This is a genomic window from Acinetobacter sp. GG2 (genome assembly GCF_000292385.1).
Taxonomy (GTDB): Bacteria; Pseudomonadota; Gammaproteobacteria; order Pseudomonadales; family Moraxellaceae; genus Acinetobacter; species Acinetobacter seifertii.
The window spans coordinates 88,763-110,778 of sequence record NZ_ALOW01000037.1; the positions used below are offsets into that span (position 1 = coordinate 88,763).

General features: G+C 38.6%; 20 protein-coding genes. 12 read left to right on the top strand and 8 right to left on the bottom strand.

Going from position 1 to position 22,016, the window contains the following annotated elements:
- Nucleotides 1–39 precede the first annotated feature (39 nt).
- The 5 genes from pgaD to B554_RS0112655 form a co-directional block, all read right to left on the bottom strand.
- Nucleotides 40–504 carry a poly-beta-1,6-N-acetyl-D-glucosamine biosynthesis protein PgaD gene (gene pgaD, locus B554_RS0112635; protein ID WP_004700853.1) on the bottom strand — a complete coding sequence of 155 codons (465 nt, stop codon included), beginning with the start codon at nucleotides 502–504 and terminating at the stop codon, nucleotides 40–42.
- Nucleotides 501–1,748 (bottom strand): poly-beta-1,6-N-acetyl-D-glucosamine synthase, encoded by a 1,248-nt coding sequence (gene pgaC, locus B554_RS0112640; protein ID WP_019458339.1) that lies wholly within the window; start codon nucleotides 1,746–1,748, stop codon nucleotides 501–503. Before pgaC ends, pgaD begins: the two co-directional genes overlap by 4 nt.
- Nucleotides 1,748–3,577 carry a poly-beta-1,6-N-acetyl-D-glucosamine N-deacetylase PgaB gene (gene pgaB, locus B554_RS0112645; RefSeq protein ID WP_019458340.1) on the bottom strand — a complete coding sequence of 610 codons (1,830 nt, stop codon included), beginning with the start codon at nucleotides 3,575–3,577 and terminating at the stop codon, nucleotides 1,748–1,750. Before pgaB ends, pgaC begins: the two co-directional genes overlap by 1 nt.
- Nucleotides 3,577–6,015, bottom strand: coding sequence for a poly-beta-1,6 N-acetyl-D-glucosamine export porin PgaA (pgaA, locus tag B554_RS0112650; protein WP_019458341.1), 2,439 nt, complete (start codon nucleotides 6,013–6,015; stop codon nucleotides 3,577–3,579). Before pgaA ends, pgaB begins: the two co-directional genes overlap by 1 nt.
- A gap of 387 nt (nucleotides 6,016–6,402) precedes the next feature.
- Complete coding sequence (locus B554_RS0112655; RefSeq protein ID WP_004700844.1) at nucleotides 6,403–7,239, bottom strand: pyruvate, water dikinase regulatory protein; 837 nt, start codon at nucleotides 7,237–7,239, stop codon at nucleotides 6,403–6,405.
- A 147-nt stretch (nucleotides 7,240–7,386) separates the two neighbouring features.
- Here B554_RS0112655 and ppsA point away from each other — a divergent pair, with 147 nt between their 5' ends.
- The 12 genes from ppsA (at nucleotide 7,387) to alr (ending at nucleotide 19,815) form a co-directional block, all read left to right on the top strand.
- Nucleotides 7,387–9,774, top strand: a complete 2,388-nt coding sequence (gene ppsA / locus B554_RS0112660; RefSeq protein WP_171057798.1) for a phosphoenolpyruvate synthase — start codon at nucleotides 7,387–7,389, stop codon at nucleotides 9,772–9,774.
- A gap of 64 nt (nucleotides 9,775–9,838) precedes the next feature.
- A complete protein-coding gene (locus B554_RS0112665) occupies nucleotides 9,839–10,594 on the top strand; it encodes an RDD family protein (protein ID WP_019458342.1) in 756 nt (251 codons plus the stop codon).
- Between the two features lie 316 nt (nucleotides 10,595–10,910).
- Nucleotides 10,911–11,963 (top strand): ubiquinol oxidase subunit II, encoded by a 1,053-nt coding sequence (cyoA, locus tag B554_RS0112670; RefSeq protein ID WP_004700839.1) that lies wholly within the window; start codon nucleotides 10,911–10,913, stop codon nucleotides 11,961–11,963.
- A 3-nt stretch (nucleotides 11,964–11,966) separates the two neighbouring features.
- Nucleotides 11,967–13,958 (top strand): cytochrome o ubiquinol oxidase subunit I, encoded by a 1,992-nt coding sequence (gene cyoB, locus B554_RS0112675; protein WP_019458343.1) that lies wholly within the window; start codon nucleotides 11,967–11,969, stop codon nucleotides 13,956–13,958.
- A gap of 4 nt (nucleotides 13,959–13,962) precedes the next feature.
- Nucleotides 13,963–14,583, top strand: coding sequence for a cytochrome o ubiquinol oxidase subunit III (gene cyoC, locus B554_RS0112680; RefSeq protein WP_019458344.1), 621 nt, complete (start codon nucleotides 13,963–13,965; stop codon nucleotides 14,581–14,583).
- Entirely contained in the window at nucleotides 14,583–14,912 is a 330-nt protein-coding gene (locus tag B554_RS0112685) for a cytochrome o ubiquinol oxidase subunit IV (RefSeq protein WP_000094534.1), read from the top strand. The genes cyoC and B554_RS0112685 overlap by 1 nt, the downstream gene beginning before the upstream one ends.
- A gap of 10 nt (nucleotides 14,913–14,922) precedes the next feature.
- On the top strand, nucleotides 14,923–15,801 hold the full coding sequence (gene cyoE, locus B554_RS0112690; RefSeq protein WP_025465211.1) for a heme o synthase: 879 nt from the start codon (nucleotides 14,923–14,925) through the stop codon (nucleotides 15,799–15,801).
- A gap of 186 nt (nucleotides 15,802–15,987) precedes the next feature.
- Nucleotides 15,988–16,371 carry a 30S ribosomal protein S6 gene (gene rpsF, locus B554_RS0112695; RefSeq protein WP_004700831.1) on the top strand — a complete coding sequence of 128 codons (384 nt, stop codon included), beginning with the start codon at nucleotides 15,988–15,990 and terminating at the stop codon, nucleotides 16,369–16,371.
- A gap of 11 nt (nucleotides 16,372–16,382) precedes the next feature.
- The gene (gene rpsR, locus B554_RS0112700; RefSeq protein ID WP_000090661.1) at nucleotides 16,383–16,610 is read left to right on the top strand and encodes a 30S ribosomal protein S18; all 228 of its coding nucleotides are present in this window, start codon (nucleotides 16,383–16,385) and stop codon (nucleotides 16,608–16,610) included.
- Between the two features lie 8 nt (nucleotides 16,611–16,618).
- Complete coding sequence (gene rplI / locus B554_RS0112705; RefSeq protein ID WP_004700828.1) at nucleotides 16,619–17,065, top strand: 50S ribosomal protein L9; 447 nt, start codon at nucleotides 16,619–16,621, stop codon at nucleotides 17,063–17,065.
- A 201-nt stretch (nucleotides 17,066–17,266) separates the two neighbouring features.
- Nucleotides 17,267–18,712, top strand: a complete 1,446-nt coding sequence (gene dnaB, locus B554_RS0112710; RefSeq protein ID WP_004700827.1) for a replicative DNA helicase — start codon at nucleotides 17,267–17,269, stop codon at nucleotides 18,710–18,712.
- Between the two features lie 32 nt (nucleotides 18,713–18,744).
- On the top strand, nucleotides 18,745–19,815 hold the full coding sequence (gene alr / locus B554_RS0112715; protein ID WP_019458346.1) for an alanine racemase: 1,071 nt from the start codon (nucleotides 18,745–18,747) through the stop codon (nucleotides 19,813–19,815).
- Between the two features lie 56 nt (nucleotides 19,816–19,871).
- Here alr and B554_RS0112720 read toward each other — a convergent pair whose 3' ends face one another.
- The 3 genes from B554_RS0112720 to B554_RS0112730 are packed head-to-tail and all read right to left on the bottom strand — an operon-like array spanning nucleotide 19,872 to nucleotide 22,001.
- A complete protein-coding gene (locus B554_RS0112720) occupies nucleotides 19,872–20,606 on the bottom strand; it encodes a proteasome-type protease (protein ID WP_004700824.1) in 735 nt (244 codons plus the stop codon).
- Nucleotides 20,607–20,622: 16 nt separating this feature from the next.
- Nucleotides 20,623–21,402: a transglutaminase family protein gene (locus tag B554_RS0112725; protein WP_004700822.1), complete on the bottom strand. Its 780-nt coding sequence runs from the start codon at nucleotides 21,400–21,402 to the stop codon at nucleotides 20,623–20,625.
- Between the two features lie 2 nt (nucleotides 21,403–21,404).
- Nucleotides 21,405–22,001 carry an alpha-E domain-containing protein gene (locus B554_RS0112730; RefSeq protein WP_019458347.1) on the bottom strand — a complete coding sequence of 199 codons (597 nt, stop codon included), beginning with the start codon at nucleotides 21,999–22,001 and terminating at the stop codon, nucleotides 21,405–21,407.
- Between the last annotated feature and the right edge of the window lie 15 nt (nucleotides 22,002–22,016).

Sequence of the window (22,016 nt, forward strand, 5' to 3'; positions counted from 1 at the left end):
AATAAAAAAAGCATGGTTGAAATACCATGCTTTTTTCATTCAGTTCAAATCATATTTTTGCAAATGCCCATGCTCATCATAATGCAGAATGACACGTTGAGCTTTTTGCAATTCTGATAATGACGCTGTACTTACTGTAAATTTAAAAGCCAATAAATCATCAGAACTATTTGGCGCTTTACTACGTCGATCATCACCATGAAATCTAAGCCAGTTATAACTTGCCCATAAAATTAGAACCAAAGCACTTAAGCAAATTAAAAGAAGTAAATGCAGTAAAGTTTTGACTTCCGAAATATGGTCTACCCACACATAGTCATAAATAAGATGTCCTTCAAAAAACCACAGAAATAATGACACTAGCGGAAAAAGCAGCCACATTAAACAAAACCAACCTATTGTTTGCAAGGTATAGTTCGCGGTCTTATTTTTTACATATTCAGGCTGATCAATATATTCAGGTATGTCTAAAACTTCTACGTCAGTATTTTCTTCATTTTTCATGAATTATCTCCACGGAAGCCTCGATCGGGACTAACCCAGCGGGCACGTTTTTTTGTGTTAAATATAGTTTTAGGTACCGCAACCACGCTGGTAAATAACGTTAGTAACCAGAAAAACAACGGATACCAAATTACCCAAAAGTAATTTCTAAAAAGACGCCCACGGTCATAACGATGATCGATCCATAAACTGACTAAAAATTGGATGAGACATGTTCCACCCAATATCACGCCATACCACTGTGGCATTAGAGAATTGATCTGCCACTGCTGAGGCAATTCAATAAATAGACCAATCAAGAAAAGTAAGAAAATAAAGATCATCACATATGACCAAACAATACTGACTAAAGCTTCAAGCATGACTGGCCACATACGGCGCAAGCGAACTTTGAACATTTTTGGAATATATTCCAATAAGACTTCTACCCCACCTTGTGCCCAGCGCAAACGCTGTTTCCAAAGACCTTTAAAAGTTTCAGGCATGTAGATATAACAAAGCGCTTGAGGAATATATTGAATATCCCAATGGTCCATTTGAAGCTTCCAAGAGATATCAATATCTTCGGTAATTTTGTCGTCAGACCAAAAACCGACACGAACTAAAGCAGTTTTTCTAAACGCTACAATTACCCCCGATACTGTAAAAATACGGCCATACGTGCGCTGTGCTCGCTTAATTAAACCAATAATTGAAGAAAACTCACCAACCTGTAATTTTCCTAAAATACTTGAGCGATTTAAAATTCTAGGGTTACCAGTGACAGCCCCAATACGTGGAAATTTTAGAAATGGCTGCATGAGCCAAAGTACAGCATGAGGATGTAATAAAGCATCCCCATCAATACAAACTAAATATTCGTATTTGCTTACTAACACTCCCGATCTTAAAGCAACTGCCTTACCTTGGTTTTCTGCTAAGTGCACGACTCTCAGACGAGTATCTTGTGTTGCTAACTCATCAAGAATCTCTGCTGTTCTGTCACTACTACCATCATTTACAGCAATCACTTCAAAATTTGGATATTTTGTTTGCAAGGCATAACGAATGGTTTGCCGCACTTGAGCTTCTTCATTAAAACAAGGAATAATAATGCTGCAACCTTCATTTGAAGGCTCAGGTAATTGCTGTTCATGGTATTCCCGTTTAAAGAAAAACCAGAGACCACCTACCATCCATGTCCACGCCATAAGTAGCGGATATAAAAAGGCAAAAGCAAATAGAATATCGAGTAATACTCTCATTACTTTTTCCCCTCATTCGCTAGACCTGCAAAGGGCTGATACATCACAGAACTGGAATTTAAGCTCATTGGGTTATATAAATATTGGTGAACACTTTTTGAGTTTTTAGGGCTATAGCCATCAACACCAAATTTCTGAATACCTATACGTTGAATATCAAAAAGACCTTGTTTCACTTCTTGCCAAGCATTTTTCTGGTCATTTTCTGGCAATGTTAATGTCAGCATAATTCTTTGCTTGTATTTCGCATCAAGCGTGTTTAAAAGCTCTAAGGCTTGTTTAAATTGTTTTTGCTTACCCACCATATTAAATTTTAGGTTCACTAAATCATTCTGGGTTAAGAGTGATTTTAAAAGTGCTGGTAACTGCTCAATATGCTCTAAGTCTGGTGTCAGCAACAAACTAAACTGGGCCTGATTACTCATATTCAAATAAGGCTTTGCAGCTTTTTGAGTCAGTTGACTCAGTTGTGATAATTGCTTTACTTGTTCAACACAGTTGCTTTCGTTCAGCGTTGTGTTTTGCATTGCACAATTTAAAGCAGTTCCGGCATTAAGCTGAATACCACTTAAATTGCTATTAAAACGCGCAATATCTTTAGCTAAATCTGCCACCAAAAATGGTTTATTTTTTTGAGGATAAATAGGTAGTTCTAAAATAACCGCCTGACCTGCCCGCGTTTGTGCCTGCCATAAACTACGGTTCAAAATATCTTGCTTAACTGGCATTTGAGTTGTTGGGAAATAAGCAACGTCATATTGCCCATCTCCATCTTGGTCATCTAATGGCTTCAATATCAGCGTATTGTTTTTTAAGCTATAAAGTTTGGATAACAATACCCCTAATTTTTCATCTGACTGAGTATTAGTTGAAGCAGCTAATTGCTTTAAATCCATACTCACAAAATGTTTTGGCTGCTTATACAAATCTTTCTCTGCAGAGTTCAAAATATTAAGCAACGTCTCCGATAGCTGCTCAGCTGTAGAGTTATCAACCATAAGACTACGTTTGAAGGTAACGTCATTAATTTGGTTCACCCCATCACGCCCTAAACTAAAGGAAAAAGTAAACCCTGCTTGTTGAGCTATTTTTTCTAACTGCTGATTGACCGCACCATACGGCCATACAATCGCTTTCGGCTCTACACCCAATTCTTTTTTTAAGACATCATGAGATTTTTTTAAATCATTCAAAATACGTTGTTGATATTCCGCGTCGGTTTCGTAACGCGCCTGTGATTTTAAATACATATAAGAAGTTGCTGCGGGTTGTTCATTCCCTTGAGGATTAGCAAGCACACCATGATGCAAATCATCACTATGGCTTGCAAACTCAGCTAAGCCAGAAGCCTGCATTTCTCGTACTTGCTTCCAATTGACCAAGTTCCCTTGTCCATAGGCTTCATAGCCAGCTTTTGTATTACCATTTAGCCAACTGGTTGGGAGTGCAAAAACTGCCGGAATCTGATATTGCTTAAGCAGTGGAAATATACGACTGTAGCTACTTAAAGCACCATCATCAAAGGTTAACAAAATGGCATTATGAGGTAGCTCTTTGCCTTGCTTACGAGCCTCTTCAATATCTTTTAAGCGTATTGGCTTCCACTCAGATTGACTGAGCCAGTCAAAGAACTGCGCTAAATTTTTAGTTTGAATTGCATAAATATCCCGATCGCCCTCTTTTAAAACATCATCTCTGACGTCATGAAAAGTTAAAGAAACCACATGATTTTTTGGTAAATCTTTTTCTATCTGGGCATATGCAAATTGCAGAGGTAACAATGTCGAGGCCAAAGCACAGCCCAACATTTTCGAAAATAAATTATTCATTAAAAACGCCCTTCAAATCCGAAAATACCATAGGTATGCTGTTCACCATGTCCATCGTAAGGATGGTATTGCCAGCCAATTCCATAATTGAGTTGCCATGTCCGTGATAGCTGCCATTGATGTTGATACTGCAAAGAATAGGTTGGTTTAGTGGAATAATCGGCTTGTTTATAAAAGCCCACCCCAGCCTCGAAATGCTGTTTAAATGAACGCTCATATTCACGCCAAGTCACCCAGTCATGACTTAAGTTCAACTCGGCGCTGTAATGCGAACTTGGGCTAAAATAAGCGGTTTGATCTTGGCTATTACTGCCGAAAAAACCACGGACAGTGCCATAAGTAATGTGATGCGGCGCTGCAAATAATCTTTCGCGCCAAAAAGTTGAAAATTCTTGTTGTTTATTGCCATCACTAATATCAGTCAAACCGTAACTTGCGCCAATTTGACGAGATTCATCCTTTTGCCATGTCAACGCAGCTCTATAAGATTGACCATCTTCTCCTGCGTCAATCGCTTGTAGAGGGATGTCAGCCTGACTGTTATATTGCAATTGATACTGCCAGTGATCATTTAACCACTGTGACCAATCAAGACGAACACCAGCTTGTCCGCCATCTGTACTTTGCGACAAAATTGCAGATAACGCCTTACGATTGGCTTGCCATTCGGCCCCAACACCATAGCGCTGGTTATGCACGTCGCCAAAATTGTATTCGCCATAACGATCTTGATGCCAAGCGAATAAACGATAATTATCTTTTATCCACGGACTATTAAGACGAGTTTCCATCTCACGGTCTTTTAAACCGTTTTGTCCACTTACAGAATCGCTATTATTAGCTTTACTTTGCCCCCAAGTCGTTGAATGTGAAATCGTAGCTCTATTACGATCATCCAACTCTTTGCGGCTTTTAATAACACCACTATCTTCGGGGTAAAACTGTACTAAGTTTTGCGTTGTTTTACGCCATGTCTGGATATCACCTAAAGCCTGAGCATTTTGCATTTCATTAATGCGAGTATCTTTAGCAATCGGATCTATACCATTTAAACGAGAAATTGTTTTTTTTGCTTCTAGAGGCTTCTCTCTCCAGCGCTCCACACGGGCAAGGTTATTAATCAAACTTTCATTTGCAGGTGCCTGCTCTACTGTTTTTTGAAAGTGTTTTTCAGCTTGATCTAAATGATTTGCATAAGCTAAATGCATTCCCTTTAAAGCAATATAATCGTCTCGATCAGGATGGCTCGTTTTATCTACACCCTTTGCCTGACTATATTTATAAGTCGGAATAAGATGATCAACTTTTGCCAAAAGCTGTTCCGCTTCCTTATATTTTTCTTGTTCAATATAAGAATAATACAACCCGCTATAGACGATCATATCCGGATAATTTTTTTCAGTTAAAAGTGTCTTATAAACAAGTTCAGCTTGCTTCGGCTTTTGCTTAGCTAAATAACTATCAGCAATTGCATGACGTACATATGCAGGTAATTTCTCAAGCGGAATATTTAATTGAGTAAAATTATCTAAAACCGCTTTTGCTCGCCCTCTAAAATCTAATGCATATAAATAATCGTAGTGAAACCTTAAATAGTTAGGATCTTCTGGTTTTATTTGCTGTTGTAACTTTTGCCCCTTTTCTAACACGCTATCTAATTCAGTAAAACTTTCTGTATCTGATAAGCCTTGGCGATTTAAATATTTATAACGGGTAATTGAATTATTGACCTGCTGAGAAAATTCACTCACTTGTAAAGTTTGCTGTAATTGCGCAGTTTGCTGATTTTTTTCGCTTGTTTGGAGTAATTGCTGAGCTTTTTTATATGCACCAATAGCAATCAAGTCATAGACATACTCTTGTAAAACGGATGAAGACTTAGGTTGTTGCTGATAAGCATGCTCAATTGTTGCTAAAGCATCTACAGGCAAATTAATTAGACGGTAAGCATATGCAATACGTACCAATTGATCAGCATTTAAATTTTTAATATTGATTTTAGATAACAGAGTCTTAGCATTCCCTATTTCTTGCGATTCAGCATATAAAACAGATAATAAAATGCGCCCATCAATCGTTTTTTGAATATTAAGCTTATTTGCCCATTCAATCGCTATTTTAAAATGTTTAAAATCTCGAAAATTTTGAATTAAAGGTAGCTTTGCATATTCCGGAAAATTCACATAATTAATATTTACCAATAAATCTGTAAATTTAGTTAGATCCTTTTTTTCATTAGACATAACAATTAAATAATCAGCCAACAATTTTTGATCATGAGGATACTGTTTTAACAATTGATCTAGCTGATAAACAGCTTGTTGAGTTTGCCCTGCTCTATAATCTTGAATAGCCTGCTCACGCAAGACATCCACTTGAGCGGCGTACAATTGAATTGGCAAGAGATATACCAATGAAAAAACACATTTTTTTAGCATTTTGATAATCGGATAGTCCCATATCGAGATGGGAAATTATAGTTAAAAATGTGAACTTCATCACAATAATCAAAATGCGCATGATATTTAAAATAAATGCAAAATATGAATAAAAAAAGTATTTGTATTTTTAAAAAATAACTAAAAACAAATATTTATAAAAACATAGATTATTAGTTTATATACATTTCTTTTCAAAAAGCTTATTTTAACTCACAAACTGTAGTGTAAGAGTTTACTCTCTGATAACTAATCAGAAACGATTCATTAACTTGGCGTTTTATATTTAAAACTTTTATTTTTAATATGTATATAAATTTAAAACCATTCAATCTAATTAACTTTAAAGTATTTAAATTGAATGGCTAAAATAAGCAGCTGATTTAACTAACCGATACGTCGTTTTAAACCGGTCATTTGTAAAATACGAGTAGAGATTTCTTCAATTGACATTTCAGTGACATTTAAATATTTAATACCTTCTGAAATATAAATACCTTCAATCGCTCTTAATTCCATTTGACACTGACTAAAACTTGCATATCGACTATTTGCTTTGCGCTCGCTTCGAATAGCAACCAACCGTTCTGCATCAATCATTAAACCAAAGAGTTTGCTACGATGCTCTCTTAATACTGCTGGTAGACGGTTATCGTCCAAATCTTCTTCTGTCAAAGGATAGTTAGCTACACGAATACCAAACTGTAGTGAAAGATAAATAGAAGTTGGGGTCTTACCTGAGCGAGACACACCAATTAAAATCAAATCTGCTTTATCGTAATGACGGGTACGCGCCCCATCGTCGTTATCAAGTGCGAAATGCACTGCATCAATACGTGCTTTATAATACTCAGAATCAGTAACTGCATGTGTTTGCCCAACTAATGTTGTTGGCGGCGTTCCAAGCTCCTGCTCAAGTTTACTGATTAGTCCTTCAAATACATCTAAATTAACCGCTTTTGCAGTATTAATAATTTCACGGACATGCGGATCAACTAAAGTATCAAATACTAATGGTAAGCATCCATCACGGGTTTGACATTTATTAATCTCAACCACAATAGCCATTGCTGCCTCTTCAGTTGTGATATAAGGCATGATGTGAATGTCAAAATCTACATTAGGGAATTGTGCTAATAACGAATGTCCAAGAGTCTCGGCAGTAATTGCAGTTCCATCAGAAATAAAAAAAACACTCCGCTTATACTGTTTACTTTCTGACATTAAAATTCTCCTTAAACATTTGTCTTAGTGCTATATAATCTTTATAGTAAACTGATCTTACATGACTGTCGCTTAGTAAAATTCTCAACTAAGCACTTTATTTTTTTAATTTCATGCCAAGATAGACATTAATACTGCAAAAGTGGAGTGAAAACTTTGGAAGCGCGCGTAATCGGTCTAGAAAAATTAGGGAAACACGATGTCGAACTCGTAGGTGGGAAAAACTCATCTTTGGGTGAAATGATCAGCCATTTATCAAATGCTGGTGTATCGGTACCTGGTGGTTTTGCAACAACTGCTGAGGCCTATCGTGAGTTCTTAGACCAAAGCGGTCTTAACGCTCGAATTCAAGCAGAACTTGCACAACTTAACGTCGATGATGTAAATGCACTTGCAGAAACAGGCGCTAAAATTCGTCAATGGATTGTAGAGACTCCACTCACTGCAACCTTAGAACAAGAAATTCGCGCCGCTTTTACAGAACTCTCTAACGGCAACCCTGATATCGCGGTTGCCGTTCGTTCATCTGCAACTGCTGAAGATTTACCAGATGCATCTTTCGCAGGTCAACAAGAAACTTTCTTGAATATTCGTGGTATTGATAACGTACTTATCGCCATTAAAGAAGTATTCGCTTCTTTATATAATGACCGTGCTATTTCTTACCGTGTACACCAAGGCTTCGATCATGATGTTGTCGCATTATCTGCGGGCGTTCAGCGTATGGTTCGTTCTGAAACTGGCGCTGCGGGTGTAATGTTTACTCTCGATACCGAGTCTGGTTTCCGTGATGTTGTATTTATTACTGCATCTTATGGTTTAGGTGAAATGGTTGTACAAGGTGCAGTTAACCCTGACGAATTTTACCTATCTAAACCACTATTAAATGCTGGTAAACATGCGGTATTACGCCGCAACCTAGGCTCTAAGCACCAAAAAATGATTTATGGTGAAGAAGGTTCAGCTGGCAAATCAGTTGTTGTTGTTGATGTTGAAAAACAAGAGCGTCAACAATTCGCATTAAATGATCACGAATTACAAGAATTAGCAAAACAAGCGCTTATTATTGAGCAGCACTACGGTGCACCAATGGATATTGAATGGGCAAAAGATGGTGACGATGGTCAAATCTATATTGTCCAAGCTCGTCCTGAAACCGTTAAGAGCCGTCAAAATGTCGGCACAATGGAGCGCTACCTACTTAAACAAAGAGGTACTGTTCTTTGTGAAGGTCGTTCAATTGGTCAACGTATCGGTTCTGGTAAAGTTCGTATTGTTAGCTCAATTAAAGAAATGGACAAAGTACAAGACGGTGACGTACTTGTATCTGACATGACTGATCCAGATTGGGAACCAGTAATGAAACGTGCTGCCGCGATTATCACTAACCGTGGTGGTCGTACGTGTCACGCGGCAATTATTGCTCGTGAACTTGGTGTTCCGGCAATTGTAGGTTGTGGTAACGCAACTGAGGTATTGACTGACGGCCAAGAAGTTACTGTTTCTTGCGCTGAGGGTGACACTGGTTTCATCTACGAAGGTGCATTAGATTTTGAAGTTCAACGTAACTCTGTTGAGTCTATGCCTAAACTTTCATTCAAAATCATGATGAACGTAGGTAACCCTGACCGTGCTTTTGACTTTGCTCAAATTCCAAACGAAGGTATTGGTCTTGCTCGTTTAGAGTTCATTATTAATCGCATGATCGGCGTTCACCCTAAAGCGCTTCTTAACATTGAAAGCTTACCTCGTGAAACTCGTGCTGCTGTAATGACACGTACAGCTGGCTATGCATCACCTGTAGAATTCTATGTTGAAAAACTAGTTGAAGGTATTGCAACACTTGCAGCAGCGTTTGCTGACAAACCAGTAATCGTTCGTATGTCTGACTTTAAGTCAAATGAGTATGCAAACCTTATTGGTGGTAAGTTATACGAACCGGAAGAAGAAAACCCAATGCTTGGCTTCCGTGGTGCAAGCCGTTATGTTTCAGATAACTTCCGTGACTGTTTTGAACTCGAATGTCGTGCACTTAAAAAAGTTCGTGATGAAATGGGTCTAACCAATATCCAAATCATGATTCCATTCGTGCGTACAGTATCAGAAGCAAAACGTGTAATTGAGCTACTTGCTCAAAATGGCTTGAAACGTGGTGAGAACGGCTTAAAAGTAATCATGATGTGTGAATTACCAACTAACGCATTGTTAGCTGAACAATTCCTTGAACACTTTGATGGTTTCTCTATCGGTTCTAACGACTTGACTCAATTAACACTTGGTCTAGACCGTGACTCAGGTATTGTTTCTCACTTATTTGACGAACGTGATGCTGCTGTTAAAGCACTTCTTTCTATGGCAATTCATGCTTGTCGTAAAGCGGGCAAATATGTGGGTATCTGTGGTCAAGGACCATCTGATCACCCTGACCTTGCAAAATGGTTAATGGAACAAGGTATTGAGTCAGTGTCTCTTAACCCTGACTCAGTTTTAGATACATGGTTCTTCCTTGCTGAAGAAAAAATCAAGCAAATCTAATTTGTTATAGAAAAAGACCCATCCGTGGGTCTTTTTTCATCTTTAGAATAGAGAATTTTTACTTATGCAAATTTACTTGGCACGTAATAATCAACAAGCTGGGCCTTATACCTTAGAACAACTAAATCAGATGTTGGCAAGCCAACAGGTTTTACTCACTGATTTAGCTTGGCATGAAGGCATGACAGAGTGGAAAGCTTTAGGAGAATTAACCCAAGGTAAACTTGTATATCAACCTACGGGTTATTCTGCTTTTTCAGCAAATACAAATACGACTCATAATGAGACAATTCAGCACATCCGTGTAGAAACTAAAGCACATGAACTTGCTTCAATTTCATCTCGTGCTCTTGCAAAAATTATTGACTTATTACTTTGGTTACCTATTGCAGCCATTCCTTCTTTCTTCTTTAACGAAGCTCAATATAAACAACTTTTTGAGTTACAAAAACAGATGCAATCTGCAGAAGTTGCCTCAACTAAAGCAGCGGAACTTCAACAACAGCTTTTTACGCTTATTCCGATTGAAGCATGGCATACAATGTTAGTTTATGTCGTCATCATGCTCGCTATCCAAGCTTTTCTTTTAACCAAATTTGGCCAAAGTATAGGGAAGAAAATTGTCGGAATTAAGATTGTAGATGCTGAAACTAATGGTAAAGTTAATTTAACGCGTGTCTTCTTACTTAGAAGTATCGTTTTCATTATATTAAACTTACTGTTTATGCCTATTAGCACAATTATTGACTATGCTTTTGCATTAGGCCAAAAACGACAGGCTCTACATGACAAAATTGCAAGAACAAAAGTGATCAAATGAGTGTGAATGACTCATTCATTTAAAGTCTAAAAAAAAGGAGGCACCCCACCTCCTTTTTTCTATAGAGAATTGATATTTAAATAAAAGCTCTATCAAGATTCGATACCCTACAAAAAAAATCGGGTTTTAAAACAATTATTTCAAGCTGCTTTATGTGTAGCTTAGTTTGTCGATATGAGGCATAATGCCCTACAACGTAGCGGTGTCGCATCATTGAGAAGTCTAAATTTTTAAGACTAGCATTCTCAATCATGCGACACTTTAATCGCTATCCCATATTTAATTAGGGAATGGGACTCTTCACCGAGGTTGTAAAATGAGACAAACGATTTTAGCTGTATTGTCTTTATCAACGCTTGCCGCACTTTTGACTGGGTGTGGTGGTGATATGGTACTTCTAAACTCTAAAGGTCCAGTTGGTCAAGGTCAAAGTGACCTTATGATGACTGCGATCTATTTAATGTTACTTGTGGTGATTCCTTCAATCATCATGGCATTATGGTTTGGTTGGAAATATCGTGCGTCAAATAAAGATGCAGACTATAAACCTACATGGGCACACTCAACTGCAATTGAAGTTGTAGTATGGGGTATCCCTGTCATTATTATTGGTATTTTAGCTTGGTTAACTTGGTGGGGTTCCCACAAGTATGACCCATACCGTCCTTTAGAATCAGATAAAGCACCTTTAACTATTCAGGTTATTGCTGAACAGTTCAAGTGGATCTTTATTTATCCTGAACAAAACATTGCGACTGTTAACGAAGTACGTTTCCCAGAAAAAACTCCGTTAAGCTTCAAAATCACTTCTAACTTCACAATGAACTCATTCTTCATTCCACAGTTAGGCGGTCAGATTTACGCAATGGCAGGTATGCAAACTCACCTTCATTTGTTAGCAAATGAAACTGGTGTATATCGTGGTTTCTCTTCTAACTACTCAGGCTATGGTTTCTCTCAAATGCGTTTCAAAGCGCATAGCGTTACAGAGCAACAATTCAATGAATGGGTAGCAGCTGTTAAAGCTGGTAAGGGTTCAACTATTAATCCAGAAGCAGTTCAAAAAGCTACGCTTGACCAAGCTGAATTGGCAACCTTACGTGATGGCGACCGTTCTAAGCACCAAATCGAGCATTTAGTAAATCGTGCTAAAGCTGCTGGTGATCAAGAAGCACTTGCTAAAGCAGAAGCGATGAAACCGTTCCCGACTAAGCCGCACCCTGTGACTTATTACTCTTCAGTTGAACCAAAACTGTTTGAAACAGTTATCAACCATTATATGAGTAACTATCATGGTGTTGACCACTCTGCTGAACATGCAACAGCTGACACTCATGCTGCAGCTGAACACGCTGCTCAAGGGGAATAAGACATGGATATGATTTTTGGTAAACTGGGTTGGGACTCTATCCCGACAGAGCCAATCGTACTTGTCACCATGGTCCTTATGGCAATTGGTGCAATTGCAGTGCTTGGCGGTATCACCTATTTCAAAAAATGGGGATATTTGTGGAATGAGTGGTTTATTACTGTAGACCATAAAAAAATTGGTATCATGTATATCATCGTATCTGTTGTCATGCTTCTGCGTGGTTTCGCCGATGCAATCATGATGCGTTTACAACTTTTCCTCGCTAAAGGCGGCGGCGAAGGTTACTTACATCCTGACCACTACGACCAGATCTTCACCGCACACGGTGTAATCATGATCTTCTTCGTAGCAATGGGTCTCGTTGTAGGTATGATGAACATCTCTGTACCACTACAGATTGGTGCTCGTGACGTTGCTTTCCCATTATTAAACTCTTTAAGCTTCTGGTTATTCGCTGGTGCTGCTGGTTTAATGATGCTTTCACTTGTATTAGGTGAATTTGCTGCAACTGGTTGGATGGCTTACCCTCCTCTATCTGGCATTCAATATTCTCCTGGTGTAGGTGTTGACTACTATATCTGGGCACTTCAGGTTTCTGGTCTAGGTACGCTTTTATCTGGTGTTAACTTCTTCGTTACCATCATTAAAATGCGTGCACCTGGCATGAAATTGATGGACATGCCTATTTTCACGTGGACTTCACTTTGTACGGCTGTATTAATCATTGCATCATTCCCTGTATTAACAGGTACACTTGCAATGCTTACTCTAGACCGTTACTTCGGCTTCCATTTCTTCACAAATGAGCTTGGCGGTAGCCCAATGCTTTATGTGAACTTGATCTGGACATGGGGTCACCCTGAAGTATATATCTTAGTATTACCAGCATTTGGTCTATACTCAGAAATCGTTGCAACCTTCTCTCGTAAAGCGTTGTTCGGTTACAAGTCTATGGTGTATGCAACTATCGCGATTACAGTTCTTGCGTTCGTTGTATGGCTTCACCACTTCTTCACCATGGGTGCTGGTGCGAACGTTAACGCGTTCTTCGGTATCATGACCATGGTTATTGCGATTCCTACTGGTGTGAAAATCTTCTCTTGGTTATTCACCATGTATAAAGGTCGCATCACCTTTACTACTCCAATGTTATGGACGCTTGGCTTCCTTGTAACATTTGGTATCGGTGGTTTAACTGGTGTACTTATGGCTGTTCCACCTGCGGACTTCTTAGTACACAACTCATTATTCTTGATCGCTCACTTCCATAACGTAATTATCGGTGGTGTGGTGTTTGGTATGTTTGCCGGCATCATTTACTACTGGCCGAAAATGTTTGGTTGGAAGCTCAATGAAGCATGGGGTAAAGCTGCGTTCTGGTTCTGGTTCTTTGGTTTCTATTTTGCATTCATGCCACTTTATATCCTTGGTTTCATGGGTATGACTCGTCGTTTGAATACATATGACAACCCAGAGTGGGACCCATACCTTGCGATTGCATTATTTGGTGCTGTTCTTGTTGCTATTGGTATTGCATGTTTCTTAATGCAAATCATCGTTGGTTTCTTACAACGCAAAGACAACATGGACCTTACAGGCGACCCATGGGATGCTCGTACGCTTGAGTGGGCGACCTCTTCTCCAGCTCCATTCTATAACTTTGCGCATGAACCAGATGCAAGCGGTGTTGACCGTTTCTGGACTGACAAAGAAAATGGTGTAGCATACGCACGTAACACTAAATATGAAGACATCCACATGCCGACTGATCGTGCTGCTGGTTTTGTCATTGCAATGTTCATTACACTTCTTGGCTTTGCACTTATTTGGCATGTTTGGTGGCTCGTTGTTGTTTCATTCGTTTCTGCTGTTGTTAGCTTGATCGTAAGCTCATTCACTAAGAATGTTGATTACTATGTTCCAGCTGCTGAAGTTGAGCGTATTGAAAACGAACGCTATGCTTTACTTGAAAAACACTTGAAGAAGGACTAAGGAAATGGCTGAAGTACTTCATCACGACAACCACGGCCACGATGGTCATCATGAACATGATGATACTGACTTAACCGTCTTTGGTTTCTGGACATACTTGATGAGTGACTTGATTCTTTTCGGATCACTCTTCATTGCGTTCGCTGTATTAAGCAGTCATGTTCCAGCAGGAACTCCAAGTGCATATGACTTGTTCCATAACTCATTAAGCTACGTGTTAACTGAAACATTTGCCTTATTGATTTCATCGGTAACATTTGGTTTTGCTGTACTTGCATCTTATAAAAAGAATGTAAATCAAGTGATCACTTGGTTATTTATTACATTCCTTTTTGGTGCAACCTTCATCGGTATGGAGCTGTATGAATTCCATCACCTTGTTGAAGAAGGTCACGGTCCAACTCATAGTGCATTCTTGTCGTCTTTCTTTACCTTGGTTGGTACGCACGGTATCCACGTAACTTCTGGTTTAGTGTGGATGTTAGTATTGATGTATCAAATCAAAACTAAAGGTTTGACTTTACCGAATACACGTCGTCTTGCTTGTTTAAGCTTGTTCTGGCACTTCCTTGACATCGTTTGGATCTGTGTATTCAGCGTCGTTTACTTACTGGGAGTTCTCTAATGAGTAGTCATGAGCATAATGCTGCTGGTGCGTCACACGGTAACTTTAAGCAATACACTGTAGGTTTTATTCTATCTGTTATTCTTACCATCATCCCATTCGGGATGGTGATGGCAGGTGGTTTTAGCCGCGGTCTTTTAGTTACAGTAATTGCTATTACTGCTGTTGCTCAGGTTCTTGTACAACTTGTGTACTTCTTACACATGAATACATCATCTGAGCAACGTTGGAATATGATTGCATTTATCTACACAATTCTATGTATCGCTGTACTTTTAATTGGTTCTGTGTGGATTATGAATTACCTTCACTACAATATGATGATCTAAACTGATTGTCATGTTGAGAAAGTATCTATTCCTGACTAAACCAGGAATTCTCTTCGGTAATTTCATTACCACCTTGGGCGGCTTCTTCTTAGCCGCCCAAGGCTCTATAGACATCTTATTATTATTACTCACCCTTGTTGGAACAACGTTAGTTGTTGCTTCTGGCTGTGTTGTTAATAATGTTATAGATCAAGATATTGATATAAAGATGCAGCGTACACAAAACCGTGCACTTGTTAAAAAAACCATCTCTCCTACTGTTGCACTTGTATATGCATTTGTACTTGGATTAATTGGTTTTAGCATTTTATGGTTTGGTGTAAACGGTTACGCATTTTTATTTGCAGTCATTGGTTTTGTTGTCTATGTCGGTTTTTATAGCTTGTGGACTAAACGTACCTCAATCCATCAAACCGTTATTGGTAGTATCTCCGGAGCGAGCCCTCCTGTTATTGGTTATACAGCAGTAACTCATCAATTTGATGTGGCAGCCCTGCTTTTGTTTTTAGCATATGGTTTATGGCAAATGCCTCACTCTTGGGCAATTGCAATTTATCGTTTTGATGATTACAAAAATGCAGGAATTCCAATTTTGCCTGTAGCACGTTCAATTTATCGCACGAAAATTGAATGTGTAATATATATCCTGTTATTTGCAGCTGTTTTGAATGGGTTATATTGTTTTGGCTATACCAATATATTCTTTTTAATTACCTTTAATGCGTTGACCGCATATTGGTTCTACTTATCAATTATTGGATTTAAAGCCGAAAACGACCAACTTTGGGCCAAGCGCTTTTTTCTTTACTCAGTAATCTTAATTACTTTGTTAAGTTTAAGTTTTAGCTTTACCTATCAATCCCCCGCTCCAAATCTTCCTCTCTTTTAATTAAGGGAGGATTTCCTCCTCAAAAACAAGTTTTCATATTTCTTATCAAAAGATTTGTTTTTAGTCTAATTTTTACCTATAATTCAGCCTTCGCATTTTATGCGACGTAGCTATTTATATTATATTTTAGCTATGACTCCTTGCTTCTAATTTTTTAGGGGCTGTTTAAACCGTAAGGAGCTGACAATGCGTCATTACGAAATCGTACTTTTGGTACACCCAGACCAAAGCGATCAAGTTGTAGGTATGGTTGAACGCTATATCTCTCAGATCAAAGAAGCTGAAGGTCAAATTCACCGTTTAGAAGATTGGGGCCGTCGCCAATTGGCTTACCCAATTAACAAAATTCACAAAGCGCACTACATTCTTATGAATGTTGAATGTGGTCAAGCTACGCTTGATGAGTTAGAAGAATTATTCCGTTATAACGACGCAATCATTCGTAACCTTATCATCCGTCGTGAACACGCAATCACTGAAGAGTCATTGCTTGCTAAGAGTGCTGAAGAAAAGCGTGCGCGTAAAGCTCAACGTGAAGAAGCACAGCAAGTTGCTCAAGAAGCTGAATAAGGAGAACATCAATGGCACGTTTTTACCGTCGTCGCAAGTTCTGCCGCTTTACAGCTGAGAATGTTGCGTACATCGACTACAAAGATATCGACACTTTAAAACAGTACATCACTGAAAACGGCAAGATTGTTCCTAGCCGTATCACTGGTACTAAAGCTCGTTATCAACGTCAATTAGCACTTGCTATCAAACAAGCTCGCTATTTGTCTTTGATTCCGTACACTGACAACCATAAGTGAGGTGATCTGTGGACGTTATCTTATTACAACGCATTAAGAACCTTGGTAAATTAGGCGATAAAGTATCAGTTAAAGCTGGTTACGGCCGTAACTTCCTTATCCCTCAAGGTAAAGCAGTTGCAGCTACTGAAGCTAACACTGCTGCTTTTGAAGCTCGTCGTGCTGAACTTGAGAAGCAAGAAGCTGAAATTTTAGCTGCTGCTCAAGCACGTGCTGAACAATTGAACGAAGTTAACATCGTTATCACTGCTAAAGCTGGTGACGAAGGTAAACTCTTCGGTTCTATCGGTACTCGTGACATCGCTGACGCATTAACGAATGCTGGTCTTACAGTTGACCGTGCAGAAGTTCGTTTACCTAATGGTGCGCTTCGTCACACTGGTGAATTCAACATCGCAATCCAATTGCATCATGATGTTGTTGCAGAAGTTCTCGTTACTATCGTATCTGAGTAATTTCTCATCAAAAAAAAGAGCATGCTCACGCATGCTCTTTTTTTATATCCTAAATTTTTGCAACAAAATTAGATATATTAATTCCTGATCAGTTCTTCAGTTTAATTGGTTTTTTAATTAGGTAGTTTATTTACTTTTGTTTTAAGATAGTTCTTGGCTTAAAACCCTTTTTGTGTACACATTTTATCATCAGGTCTAATTATGTCTCAGGCGAATGCCACTTCTTTAACGCTTTCATCTCCAACAGAAAACAAAACGAGTGAATCAGGCCAACTTAAAGAGTTTCGCACTCCCCCACACAATTTAGCCATTGAGCAAGCTGTACTTGCTGCGCTGATGACTGTTGCTGAATCTTTTGAACAAGTGAGTGATCTACTCAAAGAAAATGATTTTTATGCAACTCGTCATAAGTACATTTATCGTGCGATTGAAAAATTGGCACAGGAAAATTCCCCATACGATGCCGTCTTAGTGAATGACTGGCTTTTAAAACAAAATTTACTTAGTGCAATCGGTGGTGAAGAATATTTGATGCAGCTTATGGCTGACTCGCCTTCGAGTTTCTACAACCTTGAAACTTATGCGACCAAAATTAAAGAATTCTCTACGCTACGTAGCATGATTAAAGTCAGTACTGAAATTTTGCAAAATGCTTATGACACAAAAGGTCGAGGTGTAAGTGAAATTTTAGATTTGGCCGAAACCAGTATTTTTTCTTTAGCAGAACAGCATAATAACAACAAAAAAGATTCTGGCCCTAAAGCAATTAGCTCTGTAACTGCTGATGTGATTAGCAAACTTGATGAGCTCTCAAAACTCGATGGCAATATTACAGGCTTAACCACAGGCTTCTTAGAACTTGATAATAAAACTTCTGGTATGCAACCGGGAGATTTAATTATTGTCGCAGCACGTCCATCTATGGGTAAAACCACCTTTGCAATGAACTTGGTTGAAAGCGTCTTGCAATACAACCAACTTCCAGCTTTGGTATTTTCGATGGAGATGCCAGCAGACTCAATTGCTATGCGTCTAATTTCGGCAATGGGTAAAGTTCATCAAGGGCATTTGCGTTCAGGTAACTTAGATGCCGATGAATGGACTAAAGTTACAGGCACTATTCTGCAACTTCAACAAATGCATTTGTATATTGATGACTCATCAGCCCTACCCCCAACTGAACTCCGTGCTCGTGCTCGGCGCGTTGCCAAAATGCATGATGGCAAAATCGGCTGTATCATGGTCGACTATTTACAGCTTATGAAAGTTCCAGGTATGGGTGATAACCGTGTAGGCGAGATCTCGGAAATTTCACGTAGCTTAAAAGCATTAGCGAAAGAAATGCAATGTCCTGTTATCGCGCTTTCTCAGCTTAACCGAAGTCTGGAAAACCGACCAAACAAGCGCCCAGTAATGTCTGACTTACGTGAATCGGGTGCGATTGAGCAGGATGCCGACTTAATCATGTTTATTTATCGTGATGAAGTCTATAACAAAGAATCTAAAGAAGCAGGCACCGCAGAAATTATCATTGGTAAACAGCGTAATGGTCCAATTGGTACTGTTCGTCTTGCCTTTGAAGGTCAATATACTCGTTTTAGTAATCTCTCTCCTGAGTATTACAGCCAATATGATGATGAAGAATAAACTCTATCTCTAGCCCAAAGGAGTAAATGAGGGTGCGTCAAGCAACAGTTTATATTGATCACAAAGCGCTTCAATATAATTTAAACCGTGTCAAACAACTCGCAGCAAATTCAAAAATCGTAAGTATGGTCAAAGCCAATGCTTACGGACATGGAGTCAAAGACTGTTTAGCAGCCTTAAATGCCTCAGATGCCTTTGGTGTCGCTTGCTTACAAGAAGGCTTAGAAATTCGACAACTCGGATTTAAGCAACCTGTAACTTTAATTGAAGGGGTATTTTCTGAAGATGAAATGCCTATCGCAATTGAAGAAAAATTTGAATGTATAATTCACCATCAACAACAGTTTGAGTGGTTAATTAAATATAAACAAGCCTATATCGCCCAAGGTCTAAAAGTATGGGTTAAGCTGAACAGCGGTATGAACCGCTTAGGTTTTAAAAATCCGGAAATTATTGAAGTTATTAAAACTTTAAAATCTGAAGGATTTACTTGTGTACTTACGATGCATTTTGCCAATGCAGATGTAGACCACCCACTTAACGAGCAGCAAAAACAACAATTTTTGCACGTAAAACAAGCTTGTGATCCAGTTTTAGCATCTTGTTGTAATTCAGCCGCTATTTTTAAATGGCCAGAACTAAATTTCGACTACGTACGTCCTGGTATCATGCTCTACGGTGCTTCACCTTTTGCAGATAAAACAGTACATGAGCTTGATTTAAAACCAGTCATGTCTTTCACAGCAGAAGTTATCGCGGTAAATCATATTCAAGCTGGTGAACATGTTGGTTATGGTTCTACTTTTTGCGCTCAAAAGGCTATGGATATCGCAATAGTTTCTATTGGATACGGGGATGGTTATCCACGAGCTTATATAAAGCAAAATTTTGTCGCTGTTGATGGCAAACTTTGCCCAGTTGTAGGGCGAGTTAGTATGGATATGATTGCAATTGATGTCACAAATACCCAAGTAAAACTCGGTACTCAAGTTGAACTTTGGGGTAAACATCGTTTAGTTGATGATGTTGCTGATGCAAATGGCACAATTGGTTATGAATTACTTTGTCGCTTAAGTACTCGACCAGTCCGCCAAAGCACTTAATAATTTAATCAATAAAAAATCCAAGCTCTGCTTGGATTTTTTATTTAAAGTCATTTTTAACGCCAATAATCATCGGTAGGTTTTGGCATTTCTTGCAGTCCACGACGTAAAGTATCCGACCACTGATGACTTATTTGTGAAAAATAAGGATCATCTTCACTAATTCGCTTCCCCATAGGGATTACAAAACTATCTTTAGTATAGACTAGTGCATCTAAAGGTAAACCTACAGAAACATTAGAACGCAACGTCGAGTCAAACGAGATTAAGCTACAGCGCAGCGCATCATCCAACGGCATAGCATAATATAAAGCACGATCTAAAATAGGCTTACCGTATTTACTTTCACCAATTTGAAAGTAAGGCGTATCTGTCGTTGCACAAATAAAATTACCTTGTGGATAAACATTATAAAGCTGCATATCGCCGCCTTTAATTTGCCCACCCACTAAAATACTACAGGCGTAATTCATTTGTTCTTGAGTATCCGAGCTAATATCCTCTAAAACATTTTTTAAAGTCTTACCAACTAGATCAGCCACTTCAAACATTGTGTTAATGCTATATAGATTAGGCTCTTGTTGCAAAGTAAGGGCATTTTGCAAATGCCCGATAACCGCTTGTGTTGTTGCTAAATTACCTGCTGTTTGCAAAGCAATAAATCGCTCACCCGTCACACCAAAAGTATGAAGTTTACGAAACACAGAAATATGATCGACCCCTGCATTAGTTCGAGTATCACTTATAAACACCAAACCCTGCTCTAATCTCAGTGCACAACAATAGGTCATTTCGCTCTCTTCACATTCAACAGGCCAACACTTGAACCACAGACATCATATTTTCGACTCCACCTTTTTCTCTCACACCTCTAATCGGCGCAACATCAAGATAGTCTCGACCAACCGCAAGATAAATATGATGCATTGGTGTAAACAATTGATTGCTTACATCAAAACAATACCACTGATTATCTAAAAATACCTCCGCCCAAGCGTGACTGGCAAGGTGGGGGGAATTTTGATCAAATAAATAACCAGAGACATAACGTGCTGGTAATTGTAACGCACGGCACATAGCAATTAAAACATGTGCATGATCTTGGCATACTCCCTGTCCTGCATGAAAACCCTCTGTAGCAATCGTATGAACAGAGGTACTATCTGGTTGATAAGGCATCTTTTGCAAAATATTTTCACTGAGTAAAGCAATATGTTTTCTATCTTTTACCGTTACAATTCTCCGAGCAAAATCCAACATTTCAGAATCATATTTTGTGGCTTCTGTATTTTGAAGAAATAGGCTCATAGGTATAGATACATCTACTCCACCTATTTCTGTATTAAGAAGCTCGACAATCCCTTGCGCCATAAAAGTTAAATGCTGATACTCGTAGCGCTGAGTAGCCGTTAACCAAATATTATTAAAGATATCCCTTTTGAGAGTTTTATCTCCAGGCACACTGATTGCCCAATTCAAGACATGCTGATGTAATGATGTTTGAGGCATCATTTTAATATACTGAATACTGTTTTTAGCAGTTTCCGTATAGTGATAATGCGTTTGATGATTGATCATCAGTTTCATAATTATGCCTCGAACATATATTCCAACTGCTGTGTGAAATTATAGTAACCCTCCCAATTTGGATGATCTTTCAACAATGTCCACACTTCATTTAATTTATCCCCCCCTAAGTCATTAAGTCGTTTGAGTAATTTTTCCAAATCTTGTAAAAGCACTGTAAGGTCTTGTTGAAAACGTAGTTGTATATCGAATTGTTCAATCTTTTGGCCCAATTGCAGAAAAAGGGCAATATCCTCATGTTCAGCACTAAGTATTTGATTACATTTATCCAAAGCCTGATTTAATGAATCAGGGTTAGCTTGAATAGACTTAATCGCATGATTCAATTCCGCATACGCACTAGAAGATAATATTCCTCTTAATTCATGGATATTATCTTTGGCAATAGCGAACTGGTTCAGTAATGAATATGTTTGTTGAGTATCTAACATATAGCAATTCAGTAATTCCGCTTGCTCAATAAGCAGCCCAAATGCTGATGCAAATTGACTTGCTTTTTCATCATTTGTAAATGGCAAGTGTGATACAGCAAATTTAATCCGCATTAAATAACGGCCCAACCAATAAATGTGGTGCGCACTCGAATTGAGTAAAACCATAAATTTCCTCTTTAA

Excerpts from the sequence above, each read along its gene's own strand:
- pgaB (WP_019458340.1), bottom strand. The coding sequence starts at position 3,577 with ATGAATAATTTATTTTCGAAAATGTTGGGCTGTGCTTTGGCCTCGACA.
- B554_RS0112725 (WP_004700822.1), bottom strand. The coding sequence starts at position 21,402 with ATGAAACTGATGATCAATCATCAAACGCATTATCACTATACGGAAACT.
- rpsF (WP_004700831.1), top strand. The coding sequence starts at position 15,988 with ATGCGTCATTACGAAATCGTACTTTTGGTACACCCAGACCAAAGCGAT.
- pgaA (WP_019458341.1), bottom strand. The coding sequence starts at position 6,015 with ATGCTAAAAAAATGTGTTTTTTCATTGGTATATCTCTTGCCAATTCAA.
- cyoA (WP_004700839.1), top strand. The coding sequence starts at position 10,911 with ATGAGACAAACGATTTTAGCTGTATTGTCTTTATCAACGCTTGCCGCA.
- B554_RS0112655 (WP_004700844.1), bottom strand. The coding sequence starts at position 7,239 with ATGTCAGAAAGTAAACAGTATAAGCGGAGTGTTTTTTTTATTTCTGAT.
- B554_RS0112665 (WP_019458342.1), top strand. The coding sequence starts at position 9,839 with ATGCAAATTTACTTGGCACGTAATAATCAACAAGCTGGGCCTTATACC.
- pgaC (WP_019458339.1), bottom strand. The coding sequence starts at position 1,748 with ATGAGAGTATTACTCGATATTCTATTTGCTTTTGCCTTTTTATATCCG.
- B554_RS0112730 (WP_019458347.1), bottom strand. The coding sequence starts at position 22,001 with ATGGTTTTACTCAATTCGAGTGCGCACCACATTTATTGGTTGGGCCGT.
- cyoC (WP_019458344.1), top strand. The coding sequence starts at position 13,963 with ATGGCTGAAGTACTTCATCACGACAACCACGGCCACGATGGTCATCAT.
- pgaD (WP_004700853.1), bottom strand. The coding sequence starts at position 504 with ATGAAAAATGAAGAAAATACTGACGTAGAAGTTTTAGACATACCTGAA.
- cyoE (WP_025465211.1), top strand. The coding sequence starts at position 14,923 with ATGTTGAGAAAGTATCTATTCCTGACTAAACCAGGAATTCTCTTCGGT.
- cyoB (WP_019458343.1), top strand. The coding sequence starts at position 11,967 with ATGGATATGATTTTTGGTAAACTGGGTTGGGACTCTATCCCGACAGAG.
- dnaB (WP_004700827.1), top strand. The coding sequence starts at position 17,267 with ATGTCTCAGGCGAATGCCACTTCTTTAACGCTTTCATCTCCAACAGAA.
- rpsR (WP_000090661.1), top strand. The coding sequence starts at position 16,383 with ATGGCACGTTTTTACCGTCGTCGCAAGTTCTGCCGCTTTACAGCTGAG.
- B554_RS0112720 (WP_004700824.1), bottom strand. The coding sequence starts at position 20,606 with ATGACCTATTGTTGTGCACTGAGATTAGAGCAGGGTTTGGTGTTTATA.
- B554_RS0112685 (WP_000094534.1), top strand. The coding sequence starts at position 14,583 with ATGAGTAGTCATGAGCATAATGCTGCTGGTGCGTCACACGGTAACTTT.